We start from the raw sequence: 22463 nt of genomic DNA on the forward strand, positions 1-22463 counted from the left end.
ACATAATCAACCAACAGACTCAACCAGCGCGGCTATGCAGATAGCGGAAGTATGCTTGTTTGTCTGAGGCTGGCGATCGCACGGACTACTCCAACCAACGTCGTACTTCTCACGCCAGCCGCATTCGCAGCGCGAATGACGCCCTCCATGCAGGCCGGCACCTTCAATGCTCTCCTACTATCCTCAAGTTCCAACAGTTCGATCTGTTCTGAGCGCAGTTGCAAAAGCATTGTCGAACCGATTTCTTCGGCAATCGTAGTTTCAAGGTCGGCGTGAAATGCCGTTCCCCAAGTACCGACGAGCACAGGTACATCAACAACATCACTCTCGGCTATGCCAATAAGGCGCTGGAGAGATCTATTCCGTTTAACTTGTTCAGGCTTAGCACCTTTGTCCGCATCCCAAACGATGTATGTCGGAATACCAAGCTCTCGGAATATCATCGCCGGACGATCAATATTGTTGGCCGCTCCACAAGCGATAACAGCTATGCCCTCAGCTTCAAAATCAAGGCCTTCTGCTCGCGCGGTTGCCAGAATAGCCGCTCGATCGCTCACCCCTTCAACTAGAACGGCGACATTTGCAAAAAACCCTTCACAAACTTCGGAGTTCATAATGTGAAGTCGAGGGAGTAGCCCTGCTGGAGTGAAGGTTCCCGCCTGCACGCCGTGTATCTCTTCCAGTGCGGTGCATACTCTTAATGCTGTCGGTTCTCGGATAATCGCTTCTCGAGGTTTGCCCTCTTCTCTGACAACTCGCCGAGCCAGGCGAACGCTTTGAAATGAATCTAGACGAACAAACAACGGAGAATGCGTTGCTATTGCGATCTGCATTTGTCTCGCCACGCCAGGTAACTCGCCATTTGCTAGGCGTGACAATACATTCGCAAAGTGCCGCTGCTTTGTAGGATGTTGGTACAATTCGGGCTCCTCAATAGCCAAAATCAGCCCTGGCAATAGCGGCGTAGTCGTGGGGCTTTCGGCGGCCTCTCCTCCATCAGTATCCTCATTTTCCGCCGTTCTAGATGATGCAAGTGCTAGGTGCTGCAATAGAGACAGGACAAAAGCACGTTGGAGGCCGTGCCCAGTGCGATCAACCGGCGACCGGAACGAATCTTCTTCGAGTTCTACTTCTGCATTTGGCGGAGGAGCGTCGATGTTTCCAATCTCCTGCCACCGAAGATTCACTGTGGCGTTCTCGTAGAAGTCTTTCAAAGTACCAGATAGTTCTCCAGCCAGAGTGCCCAGTTCCGGAAGGTTAGCTGGGTCCATTAGCTGCCTATACTGTTCCGAAATCCGTTCTCTAAACGCTCTGACTTCCGCCCTCCGTTCAATCGCGCTACGAACAACAAGCTCCATCAATCGGGCAATTGGGGCTCGTCCAGCATCGGTCGCATCAGCAGCAGCGTCCCGTACGGCGGGAACAAAAACGAAGCTAGTAGCTCGTTGTAGCTTTCCATTGGCATTGTTCGTGAAACCGAAGAACTGACCATCGTCCCTCTCTCTCACGCACCTTTCGGGGTGATTGCGCTCCCATTGGATTAATTCTGCGTCCACTTGCGCAACTTGTGTAACAGCAGACAGACCGTACTCAGGTCTTTGCGTACGAAGCTCTGAGTAAGCACGTCGCTTATCCAGCCCAGACTTTGCCCGGATCAATCGAAAATCGGGACACTGAAGGCTAGTTCCGAAGTATCGACCTGTTCTGGCTTCCTCGCCGTCGAATACCCGAACTACAGACAACTCATCATTGTTTACTCTCCCTCCGAACATTTCGAGTTCTGCAGGAGTAAGAGAGTGAAAGGTCAGATCAATTTCGATCGGAACAGACATGTCTCGATCAAAAAAGTCTTGCCTGACGAGTTTCGGCGCCCCGGCGTAGAACGTATCAATGGCACGTAAGACTGTAGATTTGCCACTTCCATTACCGCCGATGAAATTCGTTATGTCTTCAAAATTGATCTCTGCCTCACGAATACATCTAAAGTTGCGTATCCGCGCGGACCGTAGTTTCACGTTATGCTCCCCCACCTTGCCACCATAGGATGTAGCCAGAGTGGGAGGACAGCAACATGTTTACAATGATTGAAGTGCGATCCAGCACCATTGCAGCAGTAGGATGGAACTCTGATACGTCGACTCTTCGAGTCGCATTCAAGAGCAGAGCATCATATGATTACGCGAAGGTCCCCAAAGGGGTCTACGAAGCCTTCCTGAACGCCGCTTCAAAGGGTCGATACTTCGCGCAGAATATCCGAGATAAATATCCAACTTCACGAGTACGATGATGGAAGCGAAGGAGCGCTCCACTGCCATCGCGGCTTATTGGTGAACGCTTGTTCGCTCCACAGTCATCAATGTGCCATTGCAGAGTTCCGCAACTGTATTGGCAACCAGCCAATCTGAAAAATGAAGGCAAAGGAATTCTGCGGTTTCTCCACTTGGTAGGCGACATACACGCTTTGAGACGTCGTAGCCTTGCTCACCTGCGCCCGCTTCCGCGTGATCTAGTATCTCGCTCAACTTAAGCGATGTCGTCGAACCCTTAATCGAAAACTCCACCACATGGCGACGAAACTGGAAGACACGCCCCCTAATTCCGGTGGAAAGACGAATCGTCATCAGGCAGCCCCTTTTGTTCACTAAATGTTCCCACCCTTGCTAAACGCTGTCAATTTCTGCCGACGACGCAAGAAATGCGGATAACTGGAGGCTATTCACAAACCTGGACGAGATCCGCGGCTACGGCCATATCAAGGACGCCCACCTCGCCAAAGCCAAGCGCAAGGAAGCCGAACTGCTCGCCCAATGGCGCAATCCCGAGGCGATGAAGACCGCGGCGGAGTAAGTGCCGGCGGCATGCGAAGGCGGCTGGAAGATCGACAGCAAGGTCCTCTTTGCCCACAGCCGGGCCTGAAAAAGGCGAGAAGTCACGACATCGCTGCCGTCTTGCCTCGAAAGCGCCGCGCCGATTTGGTGTTGGATTGATGGACTTACTTGCTGTAGGCCCTTCCGACCTCAGCTTTTCGCCAGAAGGACTTTCGATGGCATCGGTTCGGTACTCGGTCTTGGCGGCTGGCCTGCTCACCCTCGGCCTGTCGGCCTGCGCTGGTTACGAGTTCGCACCTTTCGGGATCGAGAACCCGACCAACCAGGCGATCAACAGGGCCTACAAGGACCGCGATGCCTGCCTGGCCGCCCAGGTGAACAGCAACGGCGCCGACGCGCAGACCGCCGCGACCGCCTGCCAGACGCAGACCAGGAAGCTCGACAGCGTGACCAACCCCCATCGCGATGCGACGGTGACGGCGGCGATCCATCAGGATTCCGCCTTCAGGGCAACCCGCTATGCCGGCCTCGCCCGCCCCGCCGCCGCCAGCCCCACGGCCGTGGCGCAGCCCGCCGTGCAAGCCCCCGTCCCGCTGACGGCCGACGCGCCGGTGCCCTACATGCAATCGATTGCGTCGCCGCAGTAGCGGTCGGCCCATGACGACATCCCCGGCCTCGCGGCGCAAGAGCTTCGTCTACGACGGCCGCGCGCTCGAAATCCGGCTCGTGTTCAGCGAGGAGAACTGGACCACCTGGGTCTATGAAGACGGCCACCACCTCGCCGCGGTCGACTCGATCGAACACGGCACCGTCGACGACGGCGTGGCCGAGGGCGCCGACGTCATCGGCGAGCTGCTCGAAGCATCGGTGGCGGAAGTGCTGGCCGGCGACATCGAACTGCCGCGGCGGCCTGCTCGCTGACCGTCCGGACTCGCCGCGCGGAACCATTGGGCGCTTAGCGCTTCTCGGGCACTCTGCTCGCCGAGCCTGCCTTCATCCGCCGGGGCAAGTGGACCCAGCCGACGACGAGCACGCCGACGGCGGTCAACAGGCCGCCGATTGCCAGCCCCGCCGGAACGTCGCCCTTCGTGCCTGAGAAGTGCAGCCACAGCCCGGCCGCCATCGCGATCAGGGAAGCGGCAAGGAGCCCCCAGAATATCCGCCACGCGAGCAGCGGCGAACGCCGCGCCAGATCTCCGGCGTCTTCGACACCGGCAACGGCGCGCTGGTAGTGGCGGAGCGCCCGGTCGCCCGCCTCCATGGCCGAGGCGGGAACCGGCAGCAGCAGGCGCGACCGTTTGGTGCTGTAGCTGCCGGTGCTCGCCACCCGGCTGACGACGCCGATGGTGACGACGATGCAGGCGGGACTCGTCCTCGCGCCCCATTCGGCATTCAGCATGCCGGTTCTCTTCCCCGGATCGAGGCGAAAGTAGCAGTCGTCGATCAGCACGCTCCGCTTGCCGGCGACGACCTCGACGCCGGTCGCGTCGTCTCGGCGGCGCGGCTTGAAGCGGGACCATGTCCGGGCGCCCGCGCAGTAACGTTCCCAGTCGGCGGCGCCCACGGACCAGCGGGCGACGACATCCGTGCCCGACAGCAGGCGCGCCCGGCCCCGCGCCGCCAGCAGCGACACCGGAACGAAGTACGCGGACGCCAGAAGCAGGGTGAAGCCGATCACGCCGGCGGCCATCGTAAGCGCGGACTCCTCCGGCCCCAGCCGCTCGGAGATCGCAAGCCAGAACAGCAATGCGCCCGTGCCGAGAGCGATCAGCGCATAGCCGAGCTTGCGCGCCGGATTACGCATGGGTCATTTCTTCGTCACGCGACGTTGGCTCTCTTTTCCTTCCCTCCACCGCAACAGGAACGTCATTCCGCCAACCAGGGCGGAGGGAATGGCGACGACGGAGCCGCCCAGCGTCAGAAAGCCCGCGATCATGCCGGCATGTTCGCCCTGGCCACGAGCGATTCCTATCATGACCGCGCCCGCGACGACGGCGACAAGGCCGAGCCCGAAGAGAGCCGCCGTGATCCGATAAGTGCGGCGCGGGTTGCGCAGCGCGATGGCGGTCCTGCCGCGCCTCTTTTCAAGCGCCGGCGCGAAGTGGCGATAGGCCGACAAGCCCTGTGCACGCGCAGCCTCGGGCACCGGCACGCGCAGGCAGGTATAGCGGACGCCGCCGTAGCGGCCCGCCGGATAGGCGAGCAGGAATTCGAGGCAGTCCGGCGGCCGGCCGGGCCGGGCTGCATTGTCGAGCCAGCCGATGCTGCGCAGCTCGGGGATGCCGTTCAGGCGCAGCGAGTGATAGGAACCATCGACGATCAATGCCTTCTCGCCGACGATGATCTCCACGCCCTCGGGGGGCGTCTGCCTGCGAATCCACAGATCGTTGGCAAGGAACATCGGGTCAGCCCCTGCCCGCTCGGCATCGAGCGCGCGGAACCTGTCCCAGTCGGCCGCGCTTGTCTGCCATCGCGCGATCCGGCCGACTCCGGCCAGAAGACGCGCCCTGCCGATGGCTGTGGGCAGCACATTCAACAACAGAAACAGGGTGGAGCAGACAAGCGTCACGAACCCGAGCGCCGTCATGGCGCCCGACATGCCGTCGCGCCCCAGGGCGCTTTCCCGCCACACGCCGAGCCAGAGCAGCGCGGCGCCCGACAGGGCCAGAGCGGCAAAGAGGATGGCTTTACGGCGTGGGTTGCGCATGAACCCTCCGGCTACGCGGCCCTTCGTCGAGAGACGTGCCGTCCGCTTCGTGCCCCCGGCGGCGCCCCCCGATACCGGCGGCGGCGACAGGAGCACCGACCGGAACCGGCGATCCGGTCTGCCGGCATGCTCCATCGGGAACCGACGATTGCGTCACGATCGGCCTTCGGTCGACGGGCCAGCTATCGCTTTGCGGCAACGCAGGACTTCTCGACAAGCTCGATTGCATTGGCGGCGGCGGCCCTGTCTGCGGGCGTCGGCACCGAAACCGTCCACGTCTTGTAGCAGGTCGATTGGAACGCCGGCTTGGCCGTCTCGAGTTGGACACCGTCGCGGCACAGCCAGGGCGTTTCCGCATCGATGGCGACAGTCCGCACTTCGGGGGCATCCTTCGGCCGGGACGATGCAGAGGCACGATCGTCCGTGCCCGACAGCCAGCGCACCTGCTTGATCTTCGTGAAATCAAACGAAAGCGTGGTGGATTCCGCCCACTCTTTCGGCAGTTGCCTGAGACTGTGGAAGCGAACGATGCACAGGCCGGGCCCGGGCGCGAATATGCCGACGAACGACAGTCTGTCCGATCGATTTTCAACAACCAGGCTGCCGTCGACGATACTGCCGGGCAGCGGCCGAGAAGGTGGAGCCGCCGAAATCAAGGAAGCCATGGCCCGAAGAACCTTCTCGTCTGCCTTTGCGTGGCCGGCCCCGCCGACGACCGAAATCGCAACAAGGACGCCAAGGGCAGAGCGCACAAACATCCCACACTCCATCGGACCGACCCTAGGCCTGGATTCAATCGGGATATTTGTTCACGCACCCTTCCGACTTGCAACCCCGTGCCCGTCGGCCGTCGCGCCCTGTCCCGCGATCAGTGCCTCGGCCTAGTCGACGTGAACGTTGCCCGCAGCGTCGACCGTCACGCCGACTTCGGTCTGTCCACGACGCGCACGGCCGCGCCACGACCCATCGGCGCTCTTGCTGACGACCTTCACGCTCTTGTAGCCGTCGCGCTCGATCGCCGACTTGGCGAGGCGCGCGCCCTCGGCGTCTTCGGGCGTCGATACGGTCGCGGCCGCCGTATCGACGTGCTTGTCGATCTTGTCATCGCCTGGTTTGCCGGCAATGTCCTCCTTGATCGGCACCGGCGGTCGCGGCGCGTGCCGCAACGGTACAGGCGAACGCTGCAGCTCCGGCTGCGTCGTGGCGGCGATCTTCGTCACGGCGACCGGCGCCGTTGTCTTGGCGATCACCGGCGGCGGCGGCTGCGACGAATGCGGCTGCACGGCCGTCACATGCGTCGACGGTTCGGAGGTGGACGAAAAGACATGCGCGCTCGCCACGCCGGCCACTACCAGCGCCGCGCCCATCGCTGCAAGCATTGTCCGAGTCATGGCACCCTCGCCCTCAAAGACTGCTGAGGTCGGCGATGGCACCTGCAATCATGCGCGTGCCGATGGCCATCAGCAGAATGTCGTTGGCAACACGAACGTATTGGTAACCCGAGGGGGCGGGGCTGAGCTGAGCCAGCAACACACCGGGAAGCGGGTAGTAGACGACGGCCGCCGGCAGCGGCTGACCCATCACCCACATCTTCTTCGCCTGACCCGGCGGTAGGCAACCATTGTTTTTCTTGGCGAGCCCCGGCGGACAGCCGGCCGTCGCATACTCTGTGCGGTAGTAGGAATAGACGGCGCTGCGATCGCGGTCGTGGATGACAATGTTGGCAGGCGCAACATTGCCTTGCGGCGCGCCGACGGACGGATTGCCCGGCCCCCGCCCCATGTCGCCTCGCCCCATGTCGCGGTTGCCCTTGCCCAGCCCCTGACCTTGCCCCTGGCCCTGACCTTGGCCCTGCGCCTGGCCTTGACCCTGGTTCTTTTGGCCCTGGCCCTGACCCTGACCCTGACCTTGGTTTTGCCCCGGGCCGCGGCCATTGTCCTTGTCCGCCCAGGCGGGCGTCGCGAGCAGAACGCAGACCGAAACCGCCAGAGCAACCTTCGTCATCTTCATTTCCATCCTCCACCGCATTCGAGATTCAACGCGGGAAATAGGGCAAAGGGCAGGCTCCGGAGCGACATTTCGACAATAGCTTTTCCCTGTGTCCGGCAGGTCACAGATAGATCACTGCCCTTGTGGGAAATGAAATCGGGCCGGCGCTGCGAACGAGAATCGCTGCCATCGCTGAAATCATTGCAGTTCAAGCTTTTGCCGCCTAGTTCGTCAACGAACGAAGGGGTTCCTAACCGCATCGGCCATGCTGGCTGTTTATCTTGCTGCCCCGGTCGAAAGGTGGAGAAGTGGCGACGGGGAGGATGAATGCCACGTAGTCTCGATGCTCCGCTCAGTCCGAACGAGGAAATCACCCTGCGCCGGGTTGCCCTCGGCATCTCGTGCGCCCGGGAACTTTCGCAGCGCGACCTCGTGCGGCTGAAGACGCTGGCGCTGGTCGAGATGACGGACGACCGGCTGCATCTCACGGCCGATGGCCAGCAGCGCTACAATATGCTTCCCCGCGCCACATCGCTTGCGGCCGCGCCGACCTACGAAGAGCTGATGAGCACGCTGGCGGAGCGTCTGCGCAAGGAACGCGGCCAGAGCGAAACCGAGCGCTGACGCCCGGGCCAGCGGATCAGGGCGAGACCTTGGCGCAGCCCGCGCCCTGCCAGCGATAGCCCTGCGCCGCCCCGCCGACCATCGTCCATTCGACGATGCACCCCTGGCGGACCAGCGTGGGCGGAAATCCGCCCATCGGCATCCACATCCCGCCACCCCAGCCCCGTCCCCAGCCGCCGAAGCGGCCGTAGTAGAGCGGCGGCATGCCGGGATCGATGTAGGACGTATCCCAGCGCCACTGCAGGACCTTGCTGCCGTCTTCGAGCTGGTAGCTGTTGTCGGGGATGCGGCCCATGCCGTTCAACAGCGCGGCCTCGGGCGTGCCTGCCATCTCGCGCAGGCGATTGTCGAATACGGCCTCGCGCTCTTCCTTGGTCGCGCATCCTGCCTGCGAGAGCAGGAGAAGAACCATGGCCATCCAGATCCTGCGAGGCATGTCGACCTCCAAAAGAATCACGGCACGAAATGGCCGGAGCCTAGGCTCGGCCAGCGCGCCGCTCCAGCCTAGCGCGGCAAGGAGTCGAAATAGTCCTTACACGCCTGCGTGATCTGGTTGGTGCGCTGCATCTCGCACGGGCGCTGGCGTTCGAGCAGGACCATGCTGGCATAGAAGATCATCACGCCCAGGATCCAGCCGGTCATCGACCAGGACAGCGCCTTGTCGAGCCGCTCGGCCCAGGACGGGCCGGTGAAGAACTTCAGCACCATGATGGAGATCGGAATCGTCGCCATGCCGCAGGCGACGAACAGCAGGACATAGTCCAGCAGCCCCAGCCCTTCCGGCCCCAGCCCCTCCGGCACGATGCTACCAGCTCAGCTTGGGCATCTGGATCGGGCCGGTCTTCTTCGGCGTCCAGCCGCGCGCTTCCATGCAGCGCGCCACCAGCCGGTCGAAGTTGTTCTGGTAGCCCTGGTTGTCCATCGTCCGGTAGAGGTCCTGCTGACCGAAGCGGTCGCGCTCGCCGGAGAAGACGGCGCGACGCTGGTCCTCGATGTTGCGCTCCTGGCCCGCGACGTTCTTGGCCTGCGCGCGGCATTGCCCTTCGTCGCGCGCGTACTGCTCGGCCATGGTGGCGTCCTGCTTGCCTTCCTTGGTGAAGGTCTTGGGCGCGCAGCCGACCACCAGCAGGGCCGCCGCGAGAACGATCAGCGCGCGCTTCACTTGACCCCCGCCAGGGCCGCTTCGATGGCCTTCAGTGCGTCGGGCGCCTTCGCGGCATCGGGGCCGCCGCCCTGCGCCATGTCGGGACGGCCGCCGCCGCCCTTGCCGCCCAGCGCCGCCACGCCGGCCTTCACCAGCTCGACCGCGCTGTAGTTCTTCGACAGGTCGTCGGTCACGCCGACCACGGCCGAGGCCTTGCCGTCCTCGACGCCGATCAGCGCCACGACGCCCGAGCCCAGCTTCTTCTTGAACTCGTCGGCCATGCCCTTGAGGTCCTTGCCCGGCACGCCGTTCAGCACGCGGCCGATCAACTTGACGCCGCCAATATCGCGCACCTCGTCGGCCGCGTTGCCGCCGCCCGAACCGCCGCCGCCGGCCAAGGCCAATGCCTTGCGCGCCTCGGCCAGCTCGCGCTCGATCTTGCGCTGGCCATCGACCAGCGCCGCCAGACGCGCCGGCAGGTCCTCGGCCCGCACCTTCAGGGTCGCCGCTGCCTCGGCCAGCAGCTCGGCCTGATGGCGCACATGCGCCTCGGCCGCGTGGCCGGCCAGCGCCTCGATGCGCCGGACGCCGGCCGAGACCGCACCCTCGCCCACGATCTTGAACAGGCCGATATCGCCGGTGCGCCTCGCATGCGTGCCGCCGCACAGTTCGACCGAATACTTGTCGCCGCCCTCGTCGCTGCCCATCGAGAGCACGCGCACTTCCTCGCCGTACTTCTCGCCGAACAGCGCCATGGCGCCGGCCGCGATCGCCTCTTCCGGCGTCATCAGCCGCGTCAGGACCGCCGAGTTGTGGCGGATGCGGTCGTTGACCTCGTCCTCGATGCGCTTCAGCTCCTCGGCCGAGATCGCCTTGGTGTGGCTGATGTCGAAGCGCAGCCGGTCGGGCGCGACCAGCGAGCCCTTCTGCGTCACATGCTCGCCGAGGTGACGGCGCAGCGCCTCGTGCAGCAGATGCGTCGCCGAGTGATGCGCGCGCAGCTGGGCACGGCGGACCGGATCGACGGTCATCACGAGATCGTCGCCGACCTTGAGTTCGCCCTTGGCGACCTTGGTGTGATGGACATGGAGATCGCCCACCATCTTCTGCACGTCGAGCACGTCGCCCACGTTGGCGCCGCTCACGAGCTGGCCCTGGTCGCCCTGCTGGCCGCCGGACTCGGCATAGAACGGCGTCTGGTTGGTGACGATCCAGCCGGTCTGGTTCGCCTTGAGCACCGAAACTTCCTTGCCGTCGAGCAGGATCGCCTTGATCTGCCCCTCGGCGCGCTCGGTGTCGTAGCCCAGGAACTCGGTGGCGCCGGCCTTCTGGCGCACGTCGAACCAGATCGCCTGGTCCGCGGTCTCGCCGGAGCCCGCCCACGCCGCCCGCGCCTTGGCGCGCTGCTCTTCCATCGACTTCTCGAAGCCTTCGGTGTCGACGGCGATGTTGCGCGCGCGCAGCACGTCCTGCGTGAGATCGAGCGGGAAGCCGAACGTATCGTAGAGCTTGAAGGCGACCTCGCCTTTCAAGGTGCCGCCGGCGCTCAGGCCCTTGGTCTCGTCTTCCAGCAGCTTCAGCCCGGTGCCCAGCGTCTTCTTGAAGCGCGTCTCTTCCAGCTTCAGCGTTTCGGTGATCAGCGGCTGCGCGCGACCGAGTTCGGGATAGGCGTCGCCCATCTCGTGCACCAGGGTCGGCACCAGCTTGTAGACCACCGGGTCCTGCGCACCGAGGATGTGGGCGTGGCGCATGGCGCGGCGCATGATCCGGCGCAGCACGTAGCCGCGGCCTTCGTTCGAGGGCAGCACGCCGTCGGCGATCAGGAACGAGGTGGCGCGCAGATGGTCGGCGATCACCTTGTGCGAGGCCGATTGCGGGCCGTCGGGATCGACGCCGGTCTCGTGCGCCACCGCCTCGATCAGCGCGCGGAAGAGATCGATGTCGTAGTTGTTGTGCTTGTGCTGCAGGACAGTCGCCAGCCGCTCCAGGCCCATGCCGGTGTCGATCGAGGGCTTGGGCAGCGCAACGCGCTCTTCCTTGGTCACCTGCTCGAACTGCATGAAGACCAGGTTCCAGATCTCGATGAAGCGGTCGCCGTCCTGGTCGGGACTGCCCGGCGGGCCGCCGGGGATGCCCTCGCCGTGGTCGAAGAAGATTTCCGAGCACGGGCCGCAGGGGCCGGTATCGCCCATGGCCCAGAAATTGTCCGAGGTCGGGATGCGGATGATGCGGTCGTCGCCGAGGCCCGCGATCTTCTTCCAGTGGCCCGCCGCCTCGTCGTCGGTGTGGAACACCGTGACCAGCAGGCGGTCCTTGGGCAGGCCGTAATCCTTGGTCAGCAGGTTCCACGCCAGCTCGATGGCGTGTTCCTTGAAATAGTCGCCGAACGAGAAGTTGCCCAGCATCTCGAAGAAGGTGTGATGGCGGGCGGTGTAGCCGACGTTTTCCAGGTCGTTGTGCTTGCCGCCGGCGCGGACGCACTTCTGCGAGGTCGCCGCGCGCGTGTAGTTCCGCGTCTCCAGCCCGGTGAAGACGTTCTTGAACTGCACCATGCCGGCGTTGGTGAACATCAGCGTCGGGTCGTTGCGCGGCACGAGCGGGCTCGAGTCCACGACCTCGTGGCCGTTTTTGCGGAAGTACTCTAGAAAAGTACGGCGGATTTCGCTGACGCTTTGCATGCGGGCCTTGTAGCGTGCGCCTGCCAGACAAGTCCAGAACAGGGAACCTGCAGATAATGGCCGCCGAGGCCCATTCTACCGCCACTCTCCGGCTCACCGTGGGCGATCTCCGGGTGGTCCATCCTGTCACCGTCCCGAGCGGTTCCGTCCGCGCCTCGGCCGTCGTGCCCGCCCTGCAGGAGCTGGTGAATGCCGTGGTCGGCGCGGCGGAAGCGAAACTCGGAGAATCCGGAACGGCAATCTCCTGCCGCAAGGGCTGCGGCGCCTGCTGCCGCCAGCTCGTGCCGGTTTCGCGCACGGAGGCTGAACGGTTGCTGGGCGTGATCGAGGCGATGCCGGCGAAGCGGCAGCAGGCGCTCAAGGAGCGGTTCGCCACGGCCGCAGCCGCGATCAGGGCGGCGGGCCTCGACGCGACGGCGGGCCGCGCCGACCGCGAGCTGTCGGTCGGCTATTTCGCACTGGGCATCCCCTGCCCCTTCCTCGAAGAGGAAAGCTGCTCGATCCATCCCGAGCGGCCGCTGGTCTGCCGCGAATATCTCGTGACCTCGCCAGCCGAGCTGTGCGCCGGCCCGCAGCAGAAAGGCGTGACGCCGGTGCCGGTGCCCAAGGTCTCGATGGCCGCGCGCAGCCTGCAGGACGACAGCGAGAACTGGTTTCCGCTGGCGATGCTGATGGACTGGGCGAAGACGCGGCCGCGCAACGGCGTGAAGCGCACGGGTCCGGAGTGGGTTCAGCGGTTTCTACGCCGCTTGAGCGCGTAGAAAACGCTGGTGGGCGGCAGCGCCTTCTGAGGCGCGGGAGCCCACGCCGCGAAGAAAGGATCGAGGTCGCGATGCCTGCGCGAATCTCCTCTGTCATCCTGAGCGAAGCGAAGGATCTCATCGCCGCTGGCCATTGGTGGGATAACCGGCATGAGATCCTTCGCTTCGCTCAGGATGACATGAAGGTAGGTCGCGCTGGCGGGATTCATTCTGAACCGTGCGGGCTCTCGCGCATCAGAATGCATGCCGCCCGCCCACCGCCCTTTTCTTTTGCGCAAAGCGCAAAAGAAAAGGGCGGTGCCACGCGTGGGGTGCGGCACCGCCCGGTAAGGAACCCGGAGACAGGGGATACGGGCTCCTCTATTGGCCGCCTCTATTCATCGTCGTCCTCGTCTTCCTTGCCGCCATCCATCAGCGCACCTGCGAGGATGCCGGCATTGGCGCGAACCTTGTTCTCGATGGTCTGCGCGACCTCGGGATTGTTCTTGAGGAAATTCTTGGCGTTCTCGCGGCCCTGGCCGATGCGCTGGCCGTCGTAGGAGTACCAGGAGCCCGACTTCTCCACGACGCCGGCCTTCTCGCCGAGGTCGATCAGCTCGCCGACCTTCGACACGCCCTCGCCGTACATGATGTCGAACTCGACGACCTTGAACGGCGGTGCGACCTTGTTCTTCACCACCTTCACGCGCGTGGCGTTGCCGACAACCTCGTCCTTGTCCTTGAGCGCGCCGATGCGGCGGATATCGAGGCGGACCGAGGCGTAGAACTTCAGCGCGTTGCCGCCCGTCGTCGTCTCCGGGCTGCCGAACATGACGCCGATCTTCATGCGGATCTGGTTGATGAAGATCACCAGCGTGTTCGACTTGGAGATCGAGGCGGTGAGCTTGCGCAGCGCCTGGCTCATCAGGCGGGCTTGCAGGCCGGGCAGCGAATCGCCCATCTCGCCTTCGAGTTCGGCCTTCGGCACGAGAGCGGCCACCGAGTCGATCACCAGCACGTCGATGGCGCCGGACCGCACCAGCGTGTCGGCAATCTCAAGGGCCTGCTCGCCGGCGTCGGGCTGGGAGATCAGGAGGTTGTCGATATCGACACCGAGCTTCTTGGCGTAGCCCGGATCGAGCGCATGCTCGGCGTCGACGAAGGCGCAGGCGCCGCCTTTCTTCTGGGCTTCGGCCACGACATGCAGCGCGAGCGTCGTCTTGCCCGAGCTTTCCGGTCCGTAGATTTCGACGATGCGGCCCTTGGGCAGGCCGCCGATGCCGAGCGCGATATCGAGGCCCAGCGAGCCGGTCGAAATCGCCTCGATCTCCAGCGCCTCGCGCTGGCCGAGCTTCATGATGGAGCCCTTGCCGAAGGCGCGCTCGATCTGCGCGAGCGCCGCGTCCAGGGCCTTGTTCTTGTTTTCCATGCCGTCTTTCTCGACCACTTTCAGGACTGCCGACATTGGCTTTCTCCTTCTTCCCACGCCCCTGTCAGGAGCAGCAATGCGGATAAGTCCGCCGCCCCGTAGCGCTTCGAGCGGCGCATCGGGTGACGCGAATGTACGCCTTTTGTTCCATACCGCAACGGAACATTTAACCCGCTGAAACAACTAATGTTGTTGACACAAGTTCTAGTTCTGTTCCCCGTGGATTATCCCACCAAGGGGATGAACTGAGCTAGGGCACGCGCTCCACGGGCACGCTGGCCCGCGCCTCGTCGCATTCTTCGCAGCCCTCCTCCGCGCCGTGCAGGAACAGCAGCGGCACGGCGCGCAGCGCGTCTACGGCGAGGCGCACGATGTCCTGTGCGCGCGCCAGCCGCGCGGTGCCGTGGCCGACCGGGCCCTCGGCCTGCAGACCGCGCGCCCGCAGCCAGTCGTCGGCCAGGGCGAAGCGCTGGCAGCAATGGTCGTTCTCGCGATAGTCGACACGCATCGGCCGGCCATCGTCGCCGCGTCCGGTGATGTGCCGGGGTACGCCGTAGGGCACGGGCGTCAGCAGCTCCGCGACATGCAGCGACGTGTCGGCATCGTGGCCGACACCCAGCAGCAGCACCTGGCCATCGTGATCGCGCACGCGACCGACGGGACTGTCGGGCGCGTGCGGCGGCAGTGGCAGCGCCGTCTTCACGATCGCCTCCGCCTTCGGCCCGCTAGCAGCGCAGGCAAAGGCATGGTCGGAGCGCACGACACCGGGCTGGCGCCAGAACAGATCGGCGGTGACGCCGAGATCGGCGGCGGCCGGCGTCGTCGCGGGATCGAAGGGCGTCGCATCGTCGCCGGTCCATGACGGCATCACCAGCGTGCCGTCGGGTCCCAGTGCCGTGCGCAATGCCGCGATCAGGCCGAGCGGGCCGCCTTCGATCGGCCGCAGGGCGCGAAACGACGTATGCACGAGCAGCACCCCGCCTGCTTCGACGCCGAGCGTGCGGAGTTGATTCACGATTTCGCTCTCTCGAAACGCACGCTGTACCATCCGCCTGTCGCTCCCCTCAGGTCCCGCAATTACCTCGGAGGCAATTGCCGGTGATTCCCGACATCCGCAATCTGAACCAATGAACACCCCGACGACACTGCGCTTGCACCACAGCATCTTCTCCGCTTCCTCGCAGAAGGTGCGGCTGGCGCTGGTCGAAAAGGGCCTCGCCCATGAAAGCGTGGCCGTCGACCTGCAGGCCGGCGAACAGCACACGCCGGCCTATCGCGCGCTCAATCCGCGCGGCGTCGTGCCGACGTTGATTCACGGCGGCGCGGTGCTGATCGAAAGCGCCGCCATCCTCGAGTATCTCGACGATGTCTTTCCCGAACCGGCGTTGCGGCCGCGCGAGCCGGTGGCACGCCAGCGCATGCGGGCCTGGGTGCGCCGCCTCGACGACGTGCACCATCCCGCCAACGGCATGATGCATTACGCGATCCTTGGCCGGCCGGCATTGCAGGCGCTGCCGCCGGAACGGCTGGAGGCAATGCTGCAGGCCATGCCCAACCGGCGCGACCGCGCGCTACGCGCGGCGGCGGCGCGGCAGGGCGTCGAGGCGCCGGAGTTCGCCGACGCGGTGCGCACGCAGGAGGAAATGCTCGATGCCCTCGATGCAAGCCTGGCAGGCCATGCCTTCCTGATCGGCGACGAGGTCAGCCACGCCGATCTGGTGGCGCTGCCCTACGTCGCGCGACTGGAGCAGATGGGCCTGCTGGCGGTGATCGACGATGCCGGCCGCGCCTCCCTCGCCGGCTGGTACGACCGCATGAAGGCGCGGCCCTCGTGGCGCGAGACCATCGGCGCCCTTCCCCCGCAAGTGATCCAGCATTGGCAGACGCTCGGCCGGCAGGCGTGGCCGGCGATCGCGCCGCATCTGCGGCGACGGCCGCCTACATTCTAACCGGCCGCAGTCTAGAAGGTCGTGCAGCTTACCCGCCCGCCGATGTACTGGCAGTTGGTCGTGCGCGGGCGGTTGATCGCCTCGATCAACTTCTGCTGTTTGTACATCGCATGCTGCTGCTCCGACCAGATCAGGATGGCCTTGGCGGCTTCCTTGTACTCGTCCACCTCGGCCTTGTGCGCGGCCTGCAGCTGGCGATCCATCTGCCGAGCGATCGCCATCGCCTGGTCGAGGAATTCGGCGCGGGCGGCCTCGCGGATGCGGACGAATTCGCCCCACGTCATCTTCTTTTCGACGATCCCGAGATAGCCGGCATCGACCTTCGCATAGGCCCGGGCGAGCAGCGCCATCAGATCCGGATTGATACTGCCCATGCCTTCGAGGCCGATCTTGCGGCAGTCGGCACTCGCTTCCTGCACCACGAACACGGCCTTGATTTCCGTGGGCGTCGCTTTGGCCGGGTTGGCCTGCGCCCTCAGCGACGCCGATCCTTCCGGCAGGTAAGGCGCGAGGAGCTGATACTCCGGCATCTCCTTGACCTTCGCGATGCACGCCTCGCTCGCGGCCTTCCCGCTTTCCACCGCGTTCATGAGGCGCGCCACTTCGAGTTGAGCCCGCGTCGCGCAGCCGCCCAGCACGGCCATCAACGCCGCCATCACCACAGCGACAACGATCAATCGCATTTCCACCCTCCCACAGGTCGAGGGGAGGATTACATATACATCCTATGCGAGCAACCTACCGTCGCGTGCAATCGAGTGCACGCCGTCAGGCCGGTCCCAGCATCTTCCCGGCTTTGAGTTTGCCGATACCGGCGGCGTCGTAACCCAGCGCCGCCAGCACCTCGTCATTGTGCTGGCCGATCTCCGGCGGATCGCTGACGAGCGGCGGACGCCAGCCCATCATCTGGAACGGCAGCAGCGGCAGGCGCGTCTGCACGCCGCCCGGCAGGGTGGTCGGCGCAAGGGAGCCATTGGCCAGGAGGTGCGGATGGTCGAACAGCTCCTGCGGCCGCGCCACCGGCGCAAAGGAGATGTCGGCGTCGAGGCAGAGCTGTTCGAGCGCGGCGCGGTCATGGCGCTTGAAGACCTCGGCCACCGCCGGCACGAGCCACGGCCGCGCTTCGATACGCTGGTTGTTGGTGGCGAGCCGCGGGTCGGCGGCCAGTTCCTGCTGGCCGAAGACCTCGCAGAAGCGCTTCCACTGGCTGTCGCTGGTGATGCCGATGAAGACCTGCTGGCCGTCGGCGGTGTTGAAGATCTCGTAGACCGCCCACGAACTCACGCGCTCCGGCATCGGCGGCGGAGCCGCGCCACCGTTCATCGCCGTGATGGCGAGATGCTGGCCCATCAGGAACACGACCGACTCGAACAGCGCGCTCTCGACCAGCCCGCCCTTGCCGGTGCGGTCGCGCTGCTTCAGCGCCAGCACCGTGCCGAAGGCGCCGAAGATGCCGCCCATGATGTCGACCACCGAGGTGCCGGCGCGCAGCGGCCTGCCGCTGGGCCCGGTCATGTAGGCGAGCCCGCCCATCATCTGCACCACCTCGTCGAGCGCCGGCCGCTTCTCGTAGGGGCCGGGCAGGAAGCCTTTCAGCGAACAGTAGACAAGGCGCGGGTTGATCTTCTCCAGATGCGCCGGCCCCAGCTTGCGCTTGGCCATCGAGCCCGGCGCGAAGTTCTCGATCAGCACGTCGGCCGACTCCAGCAGCTTGACGAGCACCGCCCGGCCCTCGGGCGCATCGGCGTCGAGGGCGAGGCTCTTCTTGTTGCGGTTGAAGTAGCCGAAGAAGCCGGCGCCGAATCCGCGCAGCTTGCGCGTCCGGTCGCCGTCCACCGGCTCGACCTTGATCACCTCGGCGCCGAGATCGGCCAGGATCATGCCGCAGGACGGCCCGAGGATGGTGTGCGTGAGTTCGACGACGCGAATGCCCTTGAGAGGCGGCTCGATGGTGGAAGTCGGAGAAGAAGTCATGCCCTCTCCTTACCTCACCGCGGCCGGCCATGCAGCCGGGCGAAAGCCGGTGCGCTAGTCGGAAACGGCCCCGGAATCCTTGACGGCCTTGCCCCACTTCGGGACATCGCGCTTCAGCACGTCGGTCAGGCCGCTCTGCGGCGAGGCGACCACGACCAGGCCGAGCTTGGCCAGGCGTTCCCGCGTCTCGGGCTGGCTCAGGGTGGCGGCGATCTCCTGGTTGAGCGTCTTGGCGACGTCGGCCGGAATGCCGGGCGGTCCCATGATGGCCAGCCAGCTATCGGCCTCGAACGGGATACCGTTCTCGGCAAAGGTCGGCACGTCGGGCAGGGCCGGCGAGCGCTTCATCGATGCCATGCCCAAGGCCCGCACCTTGCCCGCCTGGATGTGCGGCAGCGCGGTGTTGACGCTGACCGACGACAGTTGCACTTCGCCCGCCAGCAGCGCCTGCACCGCCGGCGCGCCGCCCTTGTAGGGGACGTGCACCATGTCGAGGCCGCCCGCCGCTGCGCGGAACAGCTCGACGGTGAGGTGCGAGCCGTTGCCCGTGCCGGCCGACGAATAGGTGAGCTTGCCCGGCTGGCTCTTGGCCAGCGCCACGAATTCCTTGGCGTTCTGCGCCGGCACCGACGGGTGGATCATGATCACCGTCGGAAAGGTCGCCGCCAGCGTGATCGGCGTGAAGTCCTTGAAGACGTCGTAGCCCAGCTTGGCGCCGTAGAGCGTCGGCGCGATGGCGTGCGTGCCGTTGTCGGCCACCACCAGCGTGTAGCCGTCGGGCGGCGACTTGGAGACCATCGCGCTGCCCAAGGTGCCGCCGGCGCCGGGACGGTTCTCCACGACGACCTGCTGGCCGATCCGATCGCCCTTCTTCTGCGCCAGGATGCGGCCGAACGTATCGGAGTTGCCGCCCGGCGCATGCGGCACGATCAGCTTGATCGGCCGCGACGGGAAGGAAGGTGCGGTCTGCGCGCCAGCAGGATGCACGGCGGCAGCGGCACCGGAGGCAACGAACGCACCGATCATCCCGAGCGCGTGGCGACGTGGTGTATGGACCATGCTGTCCTGTCTCCTCGAGGAGGGGTGACAAACCCAAGCGGCCGGACACGGTAAGCGTGTCGCCGGGGGTCCGCCAAGCGCCGAGTGCAGTCGAGGAGCGCCCTACGCCTGAGAAGAACTCAGGCGAACCAGGTGTCGATGTCCTTCGTCAGCGGCAGGCCCGCTGTCTCGGCCAGCACGCGGTGGGCCATGCCGGCGCCGACCATGAAGGCCTCCAGATGCGGCAGGCCGTTGGCCTTGAGCATCGCGCGGATCGCCGGCGCGTCGTGGCCCCAGCCGATGGCTTCGACCTTGCCGTCGAAGGCGCGGTTGAGCGCGGCCAGGAAGTCGGCGCGCTCGGTTTCGCTGAGCGCGGGAACGGCGTCGATGTCGCCCAGGATGAAAAGACGGCCGCGGAACTTCGCCACGAGGTCGGCCGCCGAATTGCGCGGCTCGACGATGATCTCCCTGTTGGGACCGCGGCGGACACGCGCGGCCAGCGACAGCGGCATCACGGCGGCGCTCATATGGGCGCCCGAATCCATGATGACCGAAGCCAGTTCCTTGTAGGTGATGCCCAGCCGCTCCGCCCGCTTCAGCCGCAGCATCGCGACTTCCGGCTTGGGGGTCTTCCACGCCTTGGCCGAGGCGCGGCGCCACACCCAGGCCTCCCACGACATGTCGAAGGTCGGGCCATTGTTGTGGCCGATGCCCGGACGGCGCAGCAAAGTCTCGACATTGGCATGTCGGACACTTAGACGGTCGAAACGATCACCCATGGCCCTATTTTAGCGCTATTTTGGCGTTCCCGGGTTCGTGGAATGCAAAAGGAGTGCCAAGTGGACGATTTCCAGGTCGATGTGTTGGTGGTCGGTGCCGGCAATGCGGCAGCCTGTGCGGCCCTGGCAGCGCGCGAGACGGGCGCATCCGTGGCCATGCTCGAAGCGGCCCCCGAGGAAGAGCGCGGCGGCAACAGCACCTACACGGCCGGCGCCATGCGCGTGGTCTTCCACGGCGTCGACGACCTGGTTCAGCTCTACGACCTCACCGAAGACGAGAAGCGCGACGTCGATTTCGGCAGCTACAGCGCCGACGAGTATCTCGACGACATGGGCCGCGTGACCAACTACCGCTGCGACCCCGAGCTGACCGACATCCTGATCAACCGCTCCTTCGAGACCATGAAATGGATGCGCGCCAAGGGCGTGCGCTTCCAGCCGAGCTACGGCCGGCAGGCGTTCAAGGTGAACGGCAAATACAAGTTCTGGGGCGGCCTGGCGGTCGAAGCCTGGGGCGGCGGGCCGGGCCTGGTCGATCTCGAGCACAAGGCTGCCGTCAAAGCAGGCATCCCCATCCACTACGAGACGGCGGCGGTGTCGCTGATCGAAGAGGACGGCGTGGTGCGCGGCGTGATCGCCCGCCACAAGGGCCGCAAGGTGCGGATCGGCGCCAAGGCCGTCGTGCTGGCCTGCGGCGGCTTCGAGAGCAATGCCGAGATGCGCACGCGCTATCTCGGCCCGACATGGGATCTGGCCAAGGTCCGCGGCACGCGCTTCAACACCGGCGCGGGCATCAACATGGCGCTGGCCATCGGCGCCAAACCGCACGGCAACTGGTCGGGCGGCCATGCCGTCGGCTGGGACATGAACGCACCGGAGTTCGGCGACCTCGATGTCGGCGACAACTTCCAGAAGCACTCCTATCCGCTGGGCATCATGGTCAACGCCAACGGCCTGCGCTTCGTCGACGAGGGCGCGGACTTCCGCAACTACACCTACGCCAAGTACGGCGCGGTGATCCTGTCGCAGCCGCAGCAGTTTGCCTGGCAGATCTTCGATTCCAAGGTGCTCGACAAGCTGCGCGACGAGTATCGCATCAAGCGCGTGACGAAGGTGCGTGCCGACACGATCGAGGAGCTGGCGGGCAAGCTCGAAGGCGTGAACGCCGAACAGTTCCTGAAGACCATCAAGGAATGGAACGCCGCGGTGATGACCGAAGTGCCGTTCAACCCGGCGATCAAGGACGGCCGCAGCACCCGCGGGCTCGCCGTGCCGAAGAGCCACTGGGCCAACACCATCGACCAGGCGCCGTTCGAGGCCTACGCCGTGACCTGCGGCCTCACCTTCACCTTCGGCGGGTTGAAAATCACCACCGAGGGCGAAGTCGAGAGCACCGACGGCCACACCATCCCCGGCCTGTTTGCGGCCGGCGAGCTGGTGGGCGGGCTGTTCTATCACAACTACCCCGGCGGGACGGGCCTGGTGTCGGGCGCCGTGCTCGGCAAGCTGGCGGGCGACAGCGCGGGACGCTACGTTTCCGGCAAGAACTGAGAAAACGTGGAGGAGACGATGACCACCCTTTCCCGCCGTTCCGCCTTGGCGCTCGGTAGCGGCGCACTCCTCGTGCCGTCGGCGCTTCGGGCGCAGGCGACATGGCCGACGCAGCCGCTCTCCTTCGTCGTCGGCTATGCAGCCGGAGGTGGTGCCGACATCGTGGCGCGCGAGCTGGCGCATCTCATGACGCCGCTGCTCGGCCAGCAGGTCATCGTCGAGAACAAGGGCGGCGCGGCCGGCGCCATCGGCGCGCGCTTCGTCTCCAACGCCAAGCCCGACGGCTACACGATCTTCTACGCCGTCGGCACCAACGTCGTGACCAACCCGCACGTCCTCAAGGCGTCGATCGACACGCTGAAGGGGCTGGTGCCGATCATCCAGACCACGGACTACCAGTACGTGCTGGCGGTCAATCCCAACGTGCCGGCCAACAACGTCAAGGAGCTGATCGCGCTTGCCAAGAAGGAGCCGGGCAAGCTCACCTTCTCGTCGTCGGGCGTGGGCGGCAACAACCACCTCGCGGGCGCGCTGTTCGCCGAAGCGGCCGGCATCGACATCACCCACGCGCCCTACAAGGGCACCGGCCCGGCGCTGATGGACGTGATCTCGGGCGTCATCACCATGAACTTCTCCTCGCTGCCGCCAGCTGTCAGCCAGATCAAGGGCGGACGCCTGAAGGCGCTGGCCGTGACCGGCAACAAGCGGGTCAGCGCCCTGCCCGACGTGCCGACGCTCAAGGAACAGGGCGTCGATGTCGCGGTGACGGGCTGGCACGGCCTGTTCGCCCCGCCCAAGACGCCCGACGCCATCCTCGACCGCCTTCACAAGGAAACGGCGATCGCGATGAAGGATTCAAAGTATACCGAGGCGCTGGCCAAGGACGGCCTCGAACTGCCGCCGGCGCGCAGCCGCGCCGAGTTCGCCAAGTACGTCGAGGACGAACACGCCTTCTGGGGCAAGAAGCTGAAGGCGCTGAACATCAAGGCCGAGTAGCCCGCCCTCTCGACGACGGCGGGCGACGTCGTGCGCC

At 65.2% G+C, this 22463-nt stretch carries 25 protein-coding genes; 8 read left to right on the forward strand and 17 right to left on the reverse strand.

From position 1 onward, the window contains the following. Window positions 1-32: 32 nt before the first annotated feature. On the reverse strand, window positions 33-2015 hold the full coding sequence (locus BN60_RS29655; RefSeq protein ID WP_177324815.1) for an ATP-dependent nuclease: 1983 nt from the start codon (window positions 2013-2015) through the stop codon (window positions 33-35). A 65-nt stretch (window positions 2016-2080) separates the two neighbouring features. On the opposite strand from BN60_RS29655, the gene BN60_RS31815 reads away from it, so the two are divergent. The 3 genes from BN60_RS31815 to BN60_RS13730 all read left to right on the forward strand — a co-directional run bounded on the left by BN60_RS31815 (window position 2081) and on the right by BN60_RS13730 (window position 3749). Next, window positions 2081-2287 carry a KTSC domain-containing protein gene (locus BN60_RS31815; RefSeq protein ID WP_083856385.1) on the forward strand — a complete coding sequence of 69 codons (207 nt, stop codon included), beginning with the start codon at window positions 2081-2083 and terminating at the stop codon, window positions 2285-2287. A 756-nt stretch (window positions 2288-3043) separates the two neighbouring features. Continuing rightward, the gene (locus tag BN60_RS13725; RefSeq protein ID WP_020696649.1) at window positions 3044-3475 is read left to right on the forward strand and encodes a hypothetical protein; all 432 of its coding nucleotides are present in this window, start codon (window positions 3044-3046) and stop codon (window positions 3473-3475) included. A gap of 10 nt (window positions 3476-3485) precedes the next feature. Continuing rightward, window positions 3486-3749, forward strand: coding sequence for a hypothetical protein (locus BN60_RS13730; RefSeq protein WP_020696650.1), 264 nt, complete (start codon window positions 3486-3488; stop codon window positions 3747-3749). Between the two features lie 34 nt (window positions 3750-3783). On the opposite strand, the gene BN60_RS13735 is transcribed toward BN60_RS13730, so the two are convergent. The 5 genes from BN60_RS13735 to BN60_RS13755 form a co-directional block, all read right to left on the reverse strand. Beyond that, window positions 3784-4632, reverse strand: a complete 849-nt coding sequence (locus BN60_RS13735; RefSeq protein ID WP_020696651.1) for a hypothetical protein — start codon at window positions 4630-4632, stop codon at window positions 3784-3786. A gap of 3 nt (window positions 4633-4635) precedes the next feature. Continuing rightward, the gene (locus BN60_RS13740) at window positions 4636-5670 is read right to left on the reverse strand and encodes a hypothetical protein (RefSeq protein WP_148283417.1); all 1035 of its coding nucleotides are present in this window, start codon (window positions 5668-5670) and stop codon (window positions 4636-4638) included. 47 nt (window positions 5671-5717) lie between these two features. Next, complete coding sequence (locus BN60_RS13745; RefSeq protein ID WP_020696653.1) at window positions 5718-6293, reverse strand: hypothetical protein; 576 nt, start codon at window positions 6291-6293, stop codon at window positions 5718-5720. 123 nt (window positions 6294-6416) lie between these two features. Next, window positions 6417-6926, reverse strand: a complete 510-nt coding sequence (locus tag BN60_RS13750) for a hypothetical protein (protein WP_148283418.1) — start codon at window positions 6924-6926, stop codon at window positions 6417-6419. Window positions 6927-6939: 13 nt separating this feature from the next. Further along, a complete protein-coding gene (locus tag BN60_RS13755; protein WP_020696655.1) occupies window positions 6940-7545 on the reverse strand; it encodes a hypothetical protein in 606 nt (201 codons plus the stop codon). 306 nt (window positions 7546-7851) lie between these two features. On the opposite strand from BN60_RS13755, the gene BN60_RS13760 reads away from it, so the two are divergent. Beyond that, window positions 7852-8148, forward strand: a complete 297-nt coding sequence (locus tag BN60_RS13760) for a hypothetical protein (protein ID WP_020696656.1) — start codon at window positions 7852-7854, stop codon at window positions 8146-8148. A 16-nt stretch (window positions 8149-8164) separates the two neighbouring features. Here BN60_RS13760 and BN60_RS13765 read toward each other — a convergent pair whose 3' ends face one another. The 4 genes from BN60_RS13765 to alaS all read right to left on the reverse strand — a co-directional run bounded on the left by BN60_RS13765 (window position 8165) and on the right by alaS (window position 11970). Further along, window positions 8165-8584 (reverse strand): hypothetical protein, encoded by a 420-nt coding sequence (locus BN60_RS13765; protein ID WP_020696657.1) that lies wholly within the window; start codon window positions 8582-8584, stop codon window positions 8165-8167. 68 nt (window positions 8585-8652) lie between these two features. Continuing rightward, window positions 8653-8949, reverse strand: coding sequence for a hypothetical protein (locus BN60_RS13770; protein WP_020696658.1), 297 nt, complete (start codon window positions 8947-8949; stop codon window positions 8653-8655). Window positions 8950-8953: 4 nt separating this feature from the next. Then, entirely contained in the window at window positions 8954-9310 is a 357-nt protein-coding gene (locus tag BN60_RS13775; RefSeq protein WP_020696659.1) for a hypothetical protein, read from the reverse strand. Further along, entirely contained in the window at window positions 9307-11970 is a 2664-nt protein-coding gene (gene alaS, locus BN60_RS13780; RefSeq protein WP_020696660.1) for an alanine--tRNA ligase, read from the reverse strand. The genes BN60_RS13775 and alaS overlap by 4 nt, the downstream gene beginning before the upstream one ends. A gap of 56 nt (window positions 11971-12026) precedes the next feature. On the opposite strand from alaS, the gene BN60_RS28915 reads away from it, so the two are divergent. Then, window positions 12027-12731 (forward strand): YkgJ family cysteine cluster protein, encoded by a 705-nt coding sequence (locus BN60_RS28915; RefSeq protein WP_020696661.1) that lies wholly within the window; start codon window positions 12027-12029, stop codon window positions 12729-12731. Here BN60_RS28915 and BN60_RS13790 read toward each other — a convergent pair. From BN60_RS13790 to aac(3)-IV, 3 genes are all read right to left on the reverse strand, one after another. Further along, window positions 12701-12940 (reverse strand): hypothetical protein, encoded by a 240-nt coding sequence (locus tag BN60_RS13790; protein ID WP_020696662.1) that lies wholly within the window; start codon window positions 12938-12940, stop codon window positions 12701-12703. The two genes, BN60_RS28915 and BN60_RS13790, sit on opposite strands and share 31 nt — an antisense overlap. Window positions 12941-13104: 164 nt before the next feature. Further along, window positions 13105-14175, reverse strand: coding sequence for a recombinase RecA (gene recA / locus BN60_RS13795; RefSeq protein WP_020696663.1), 1071 nt, complete (start codon window positions 14173-14175; stop codon window positions 13105-13107). Between the two features lie 214 nt (window positions 14176-14389). Next, a complete protein-coding gene (gene aac(3)-IV, locus BN60_RS13800) occupies window positions 14390-15187 on the reverse strand; it encodes an AAC(3)-IV family aminoglycoside N-acetyltransferase (RefSeq protein ID WP_020696664.1) in 798 nt (265 codons plus the stop codon). 79 nt (window positions 15188-15266) lie between these two features. On the opposite strand from aac(3)-IV, the gene BN60_RS13805 reads away from it, so the two are divergent. Next, window positions 15267-16088 carry a glutathione S-transferase family protein gene (locus BN60_RS13805; protein ID WP_020696665.1) on the forward strand — a complete coding sequence of 274 codons (822 nt, stop codon included), beginning with the start codon at window positions 15267-15269 and terminating at the stop codon, window positions 16086-16088. Between the two features lie 11 nt (window positions 16089-16099). On the opposite strand, the gene BN60_RS13810 is transcribed toward BN60_RS13805, so the two are convergent. From BN60_RS13810 to BN60_RS28920, 4 genes are all read right to left on the reverse strand, one after another. After that, the gene (locus tag BN60_RS13810) at window positions 16100-16771 is read right to left on the reverse strand and encodes a hypothetical protein (RefSeq protein ID WP_020696666.1); all 672 of its coding nucleotides are present in this window, start codon (window positions 16769-16771) and stop codon (window positions 16100-16102) included. 85 nt (window positions 16772-16856) lie between these two features. Further along, window positions 16857-18062 (reverse strand): CaiB/BaiF CoA transferase family protein, encoded by a 1206-nt coding sequence (locus tag BN60_RS13815; protein ID WP_020696667.1) that lies wholly within the window; start codon window positions 18060-18062, stop codon window positions 16857-16859. 54 nt (window positions 18063-18116) lie between these two features. After that, entirely contained in the window at window positions 18117-19121 is a 1005-nt protein-coding gene (locus tag BN60_RS13820; protein WP_020696668.1) for a Bug family tripartite tricarboxylate transporter substrate binding protein, read from the reverse strand. Window positions 19122-19240: 119 nt separating this feature from the next. Beyond that, a complete protein-coding gene (locus tag BN60_RS28920; protein ID WP_020696669.1) occupies window positions 19241-19879 on the reverse strand; it encodes a hypothetical protein in 639 nt (212 codons plus the stop codon). A 60-nt stretch (window positions 19880-19939) separates the two neighbouring features. Between BN60_RS28920 and tcuA the strand changes: the two genes are divergently transcribed. Continuing rightward, window positions 19940-21430 carry an FAD-dependent tricarballylate dehydrogenase TcuA gene (gene tcuA, locus BN60_RS13830; protein WP_020696670.1) on the forward strand — a complete coding sequence of 497 codons (1491 nt, stop codon included), beginning with the start codon at window positions 19940-19942 and terminating at the stop codon, window positions 21428-21430. 18 nt (window positions 21431-21448) lie between these two features. Continuing rightward, window positions 21449-22426, forward strand: coding sequence for a Bug family tripartite tricarboxylate transporter substrate binding protein (locus BN60_RS13835; RefSeq protein WP_020696671.1), 978 nt, complete (start codon window positions 21449-21451; stop codon window positions 22424-22426). Window positions 22427-22463: the final 37 nt, after the last annotated feature.

This window comes from Reyranella massiliensis 521 (genome assembly GCF_000312425.1).
Classification (GTDB): domain Bacteria; phylum Pseudomonadota; class Alphaproteobacteria; order Reyranellales; family Reyranellaceae; genus Reyranella; species Reyranella massiliensis.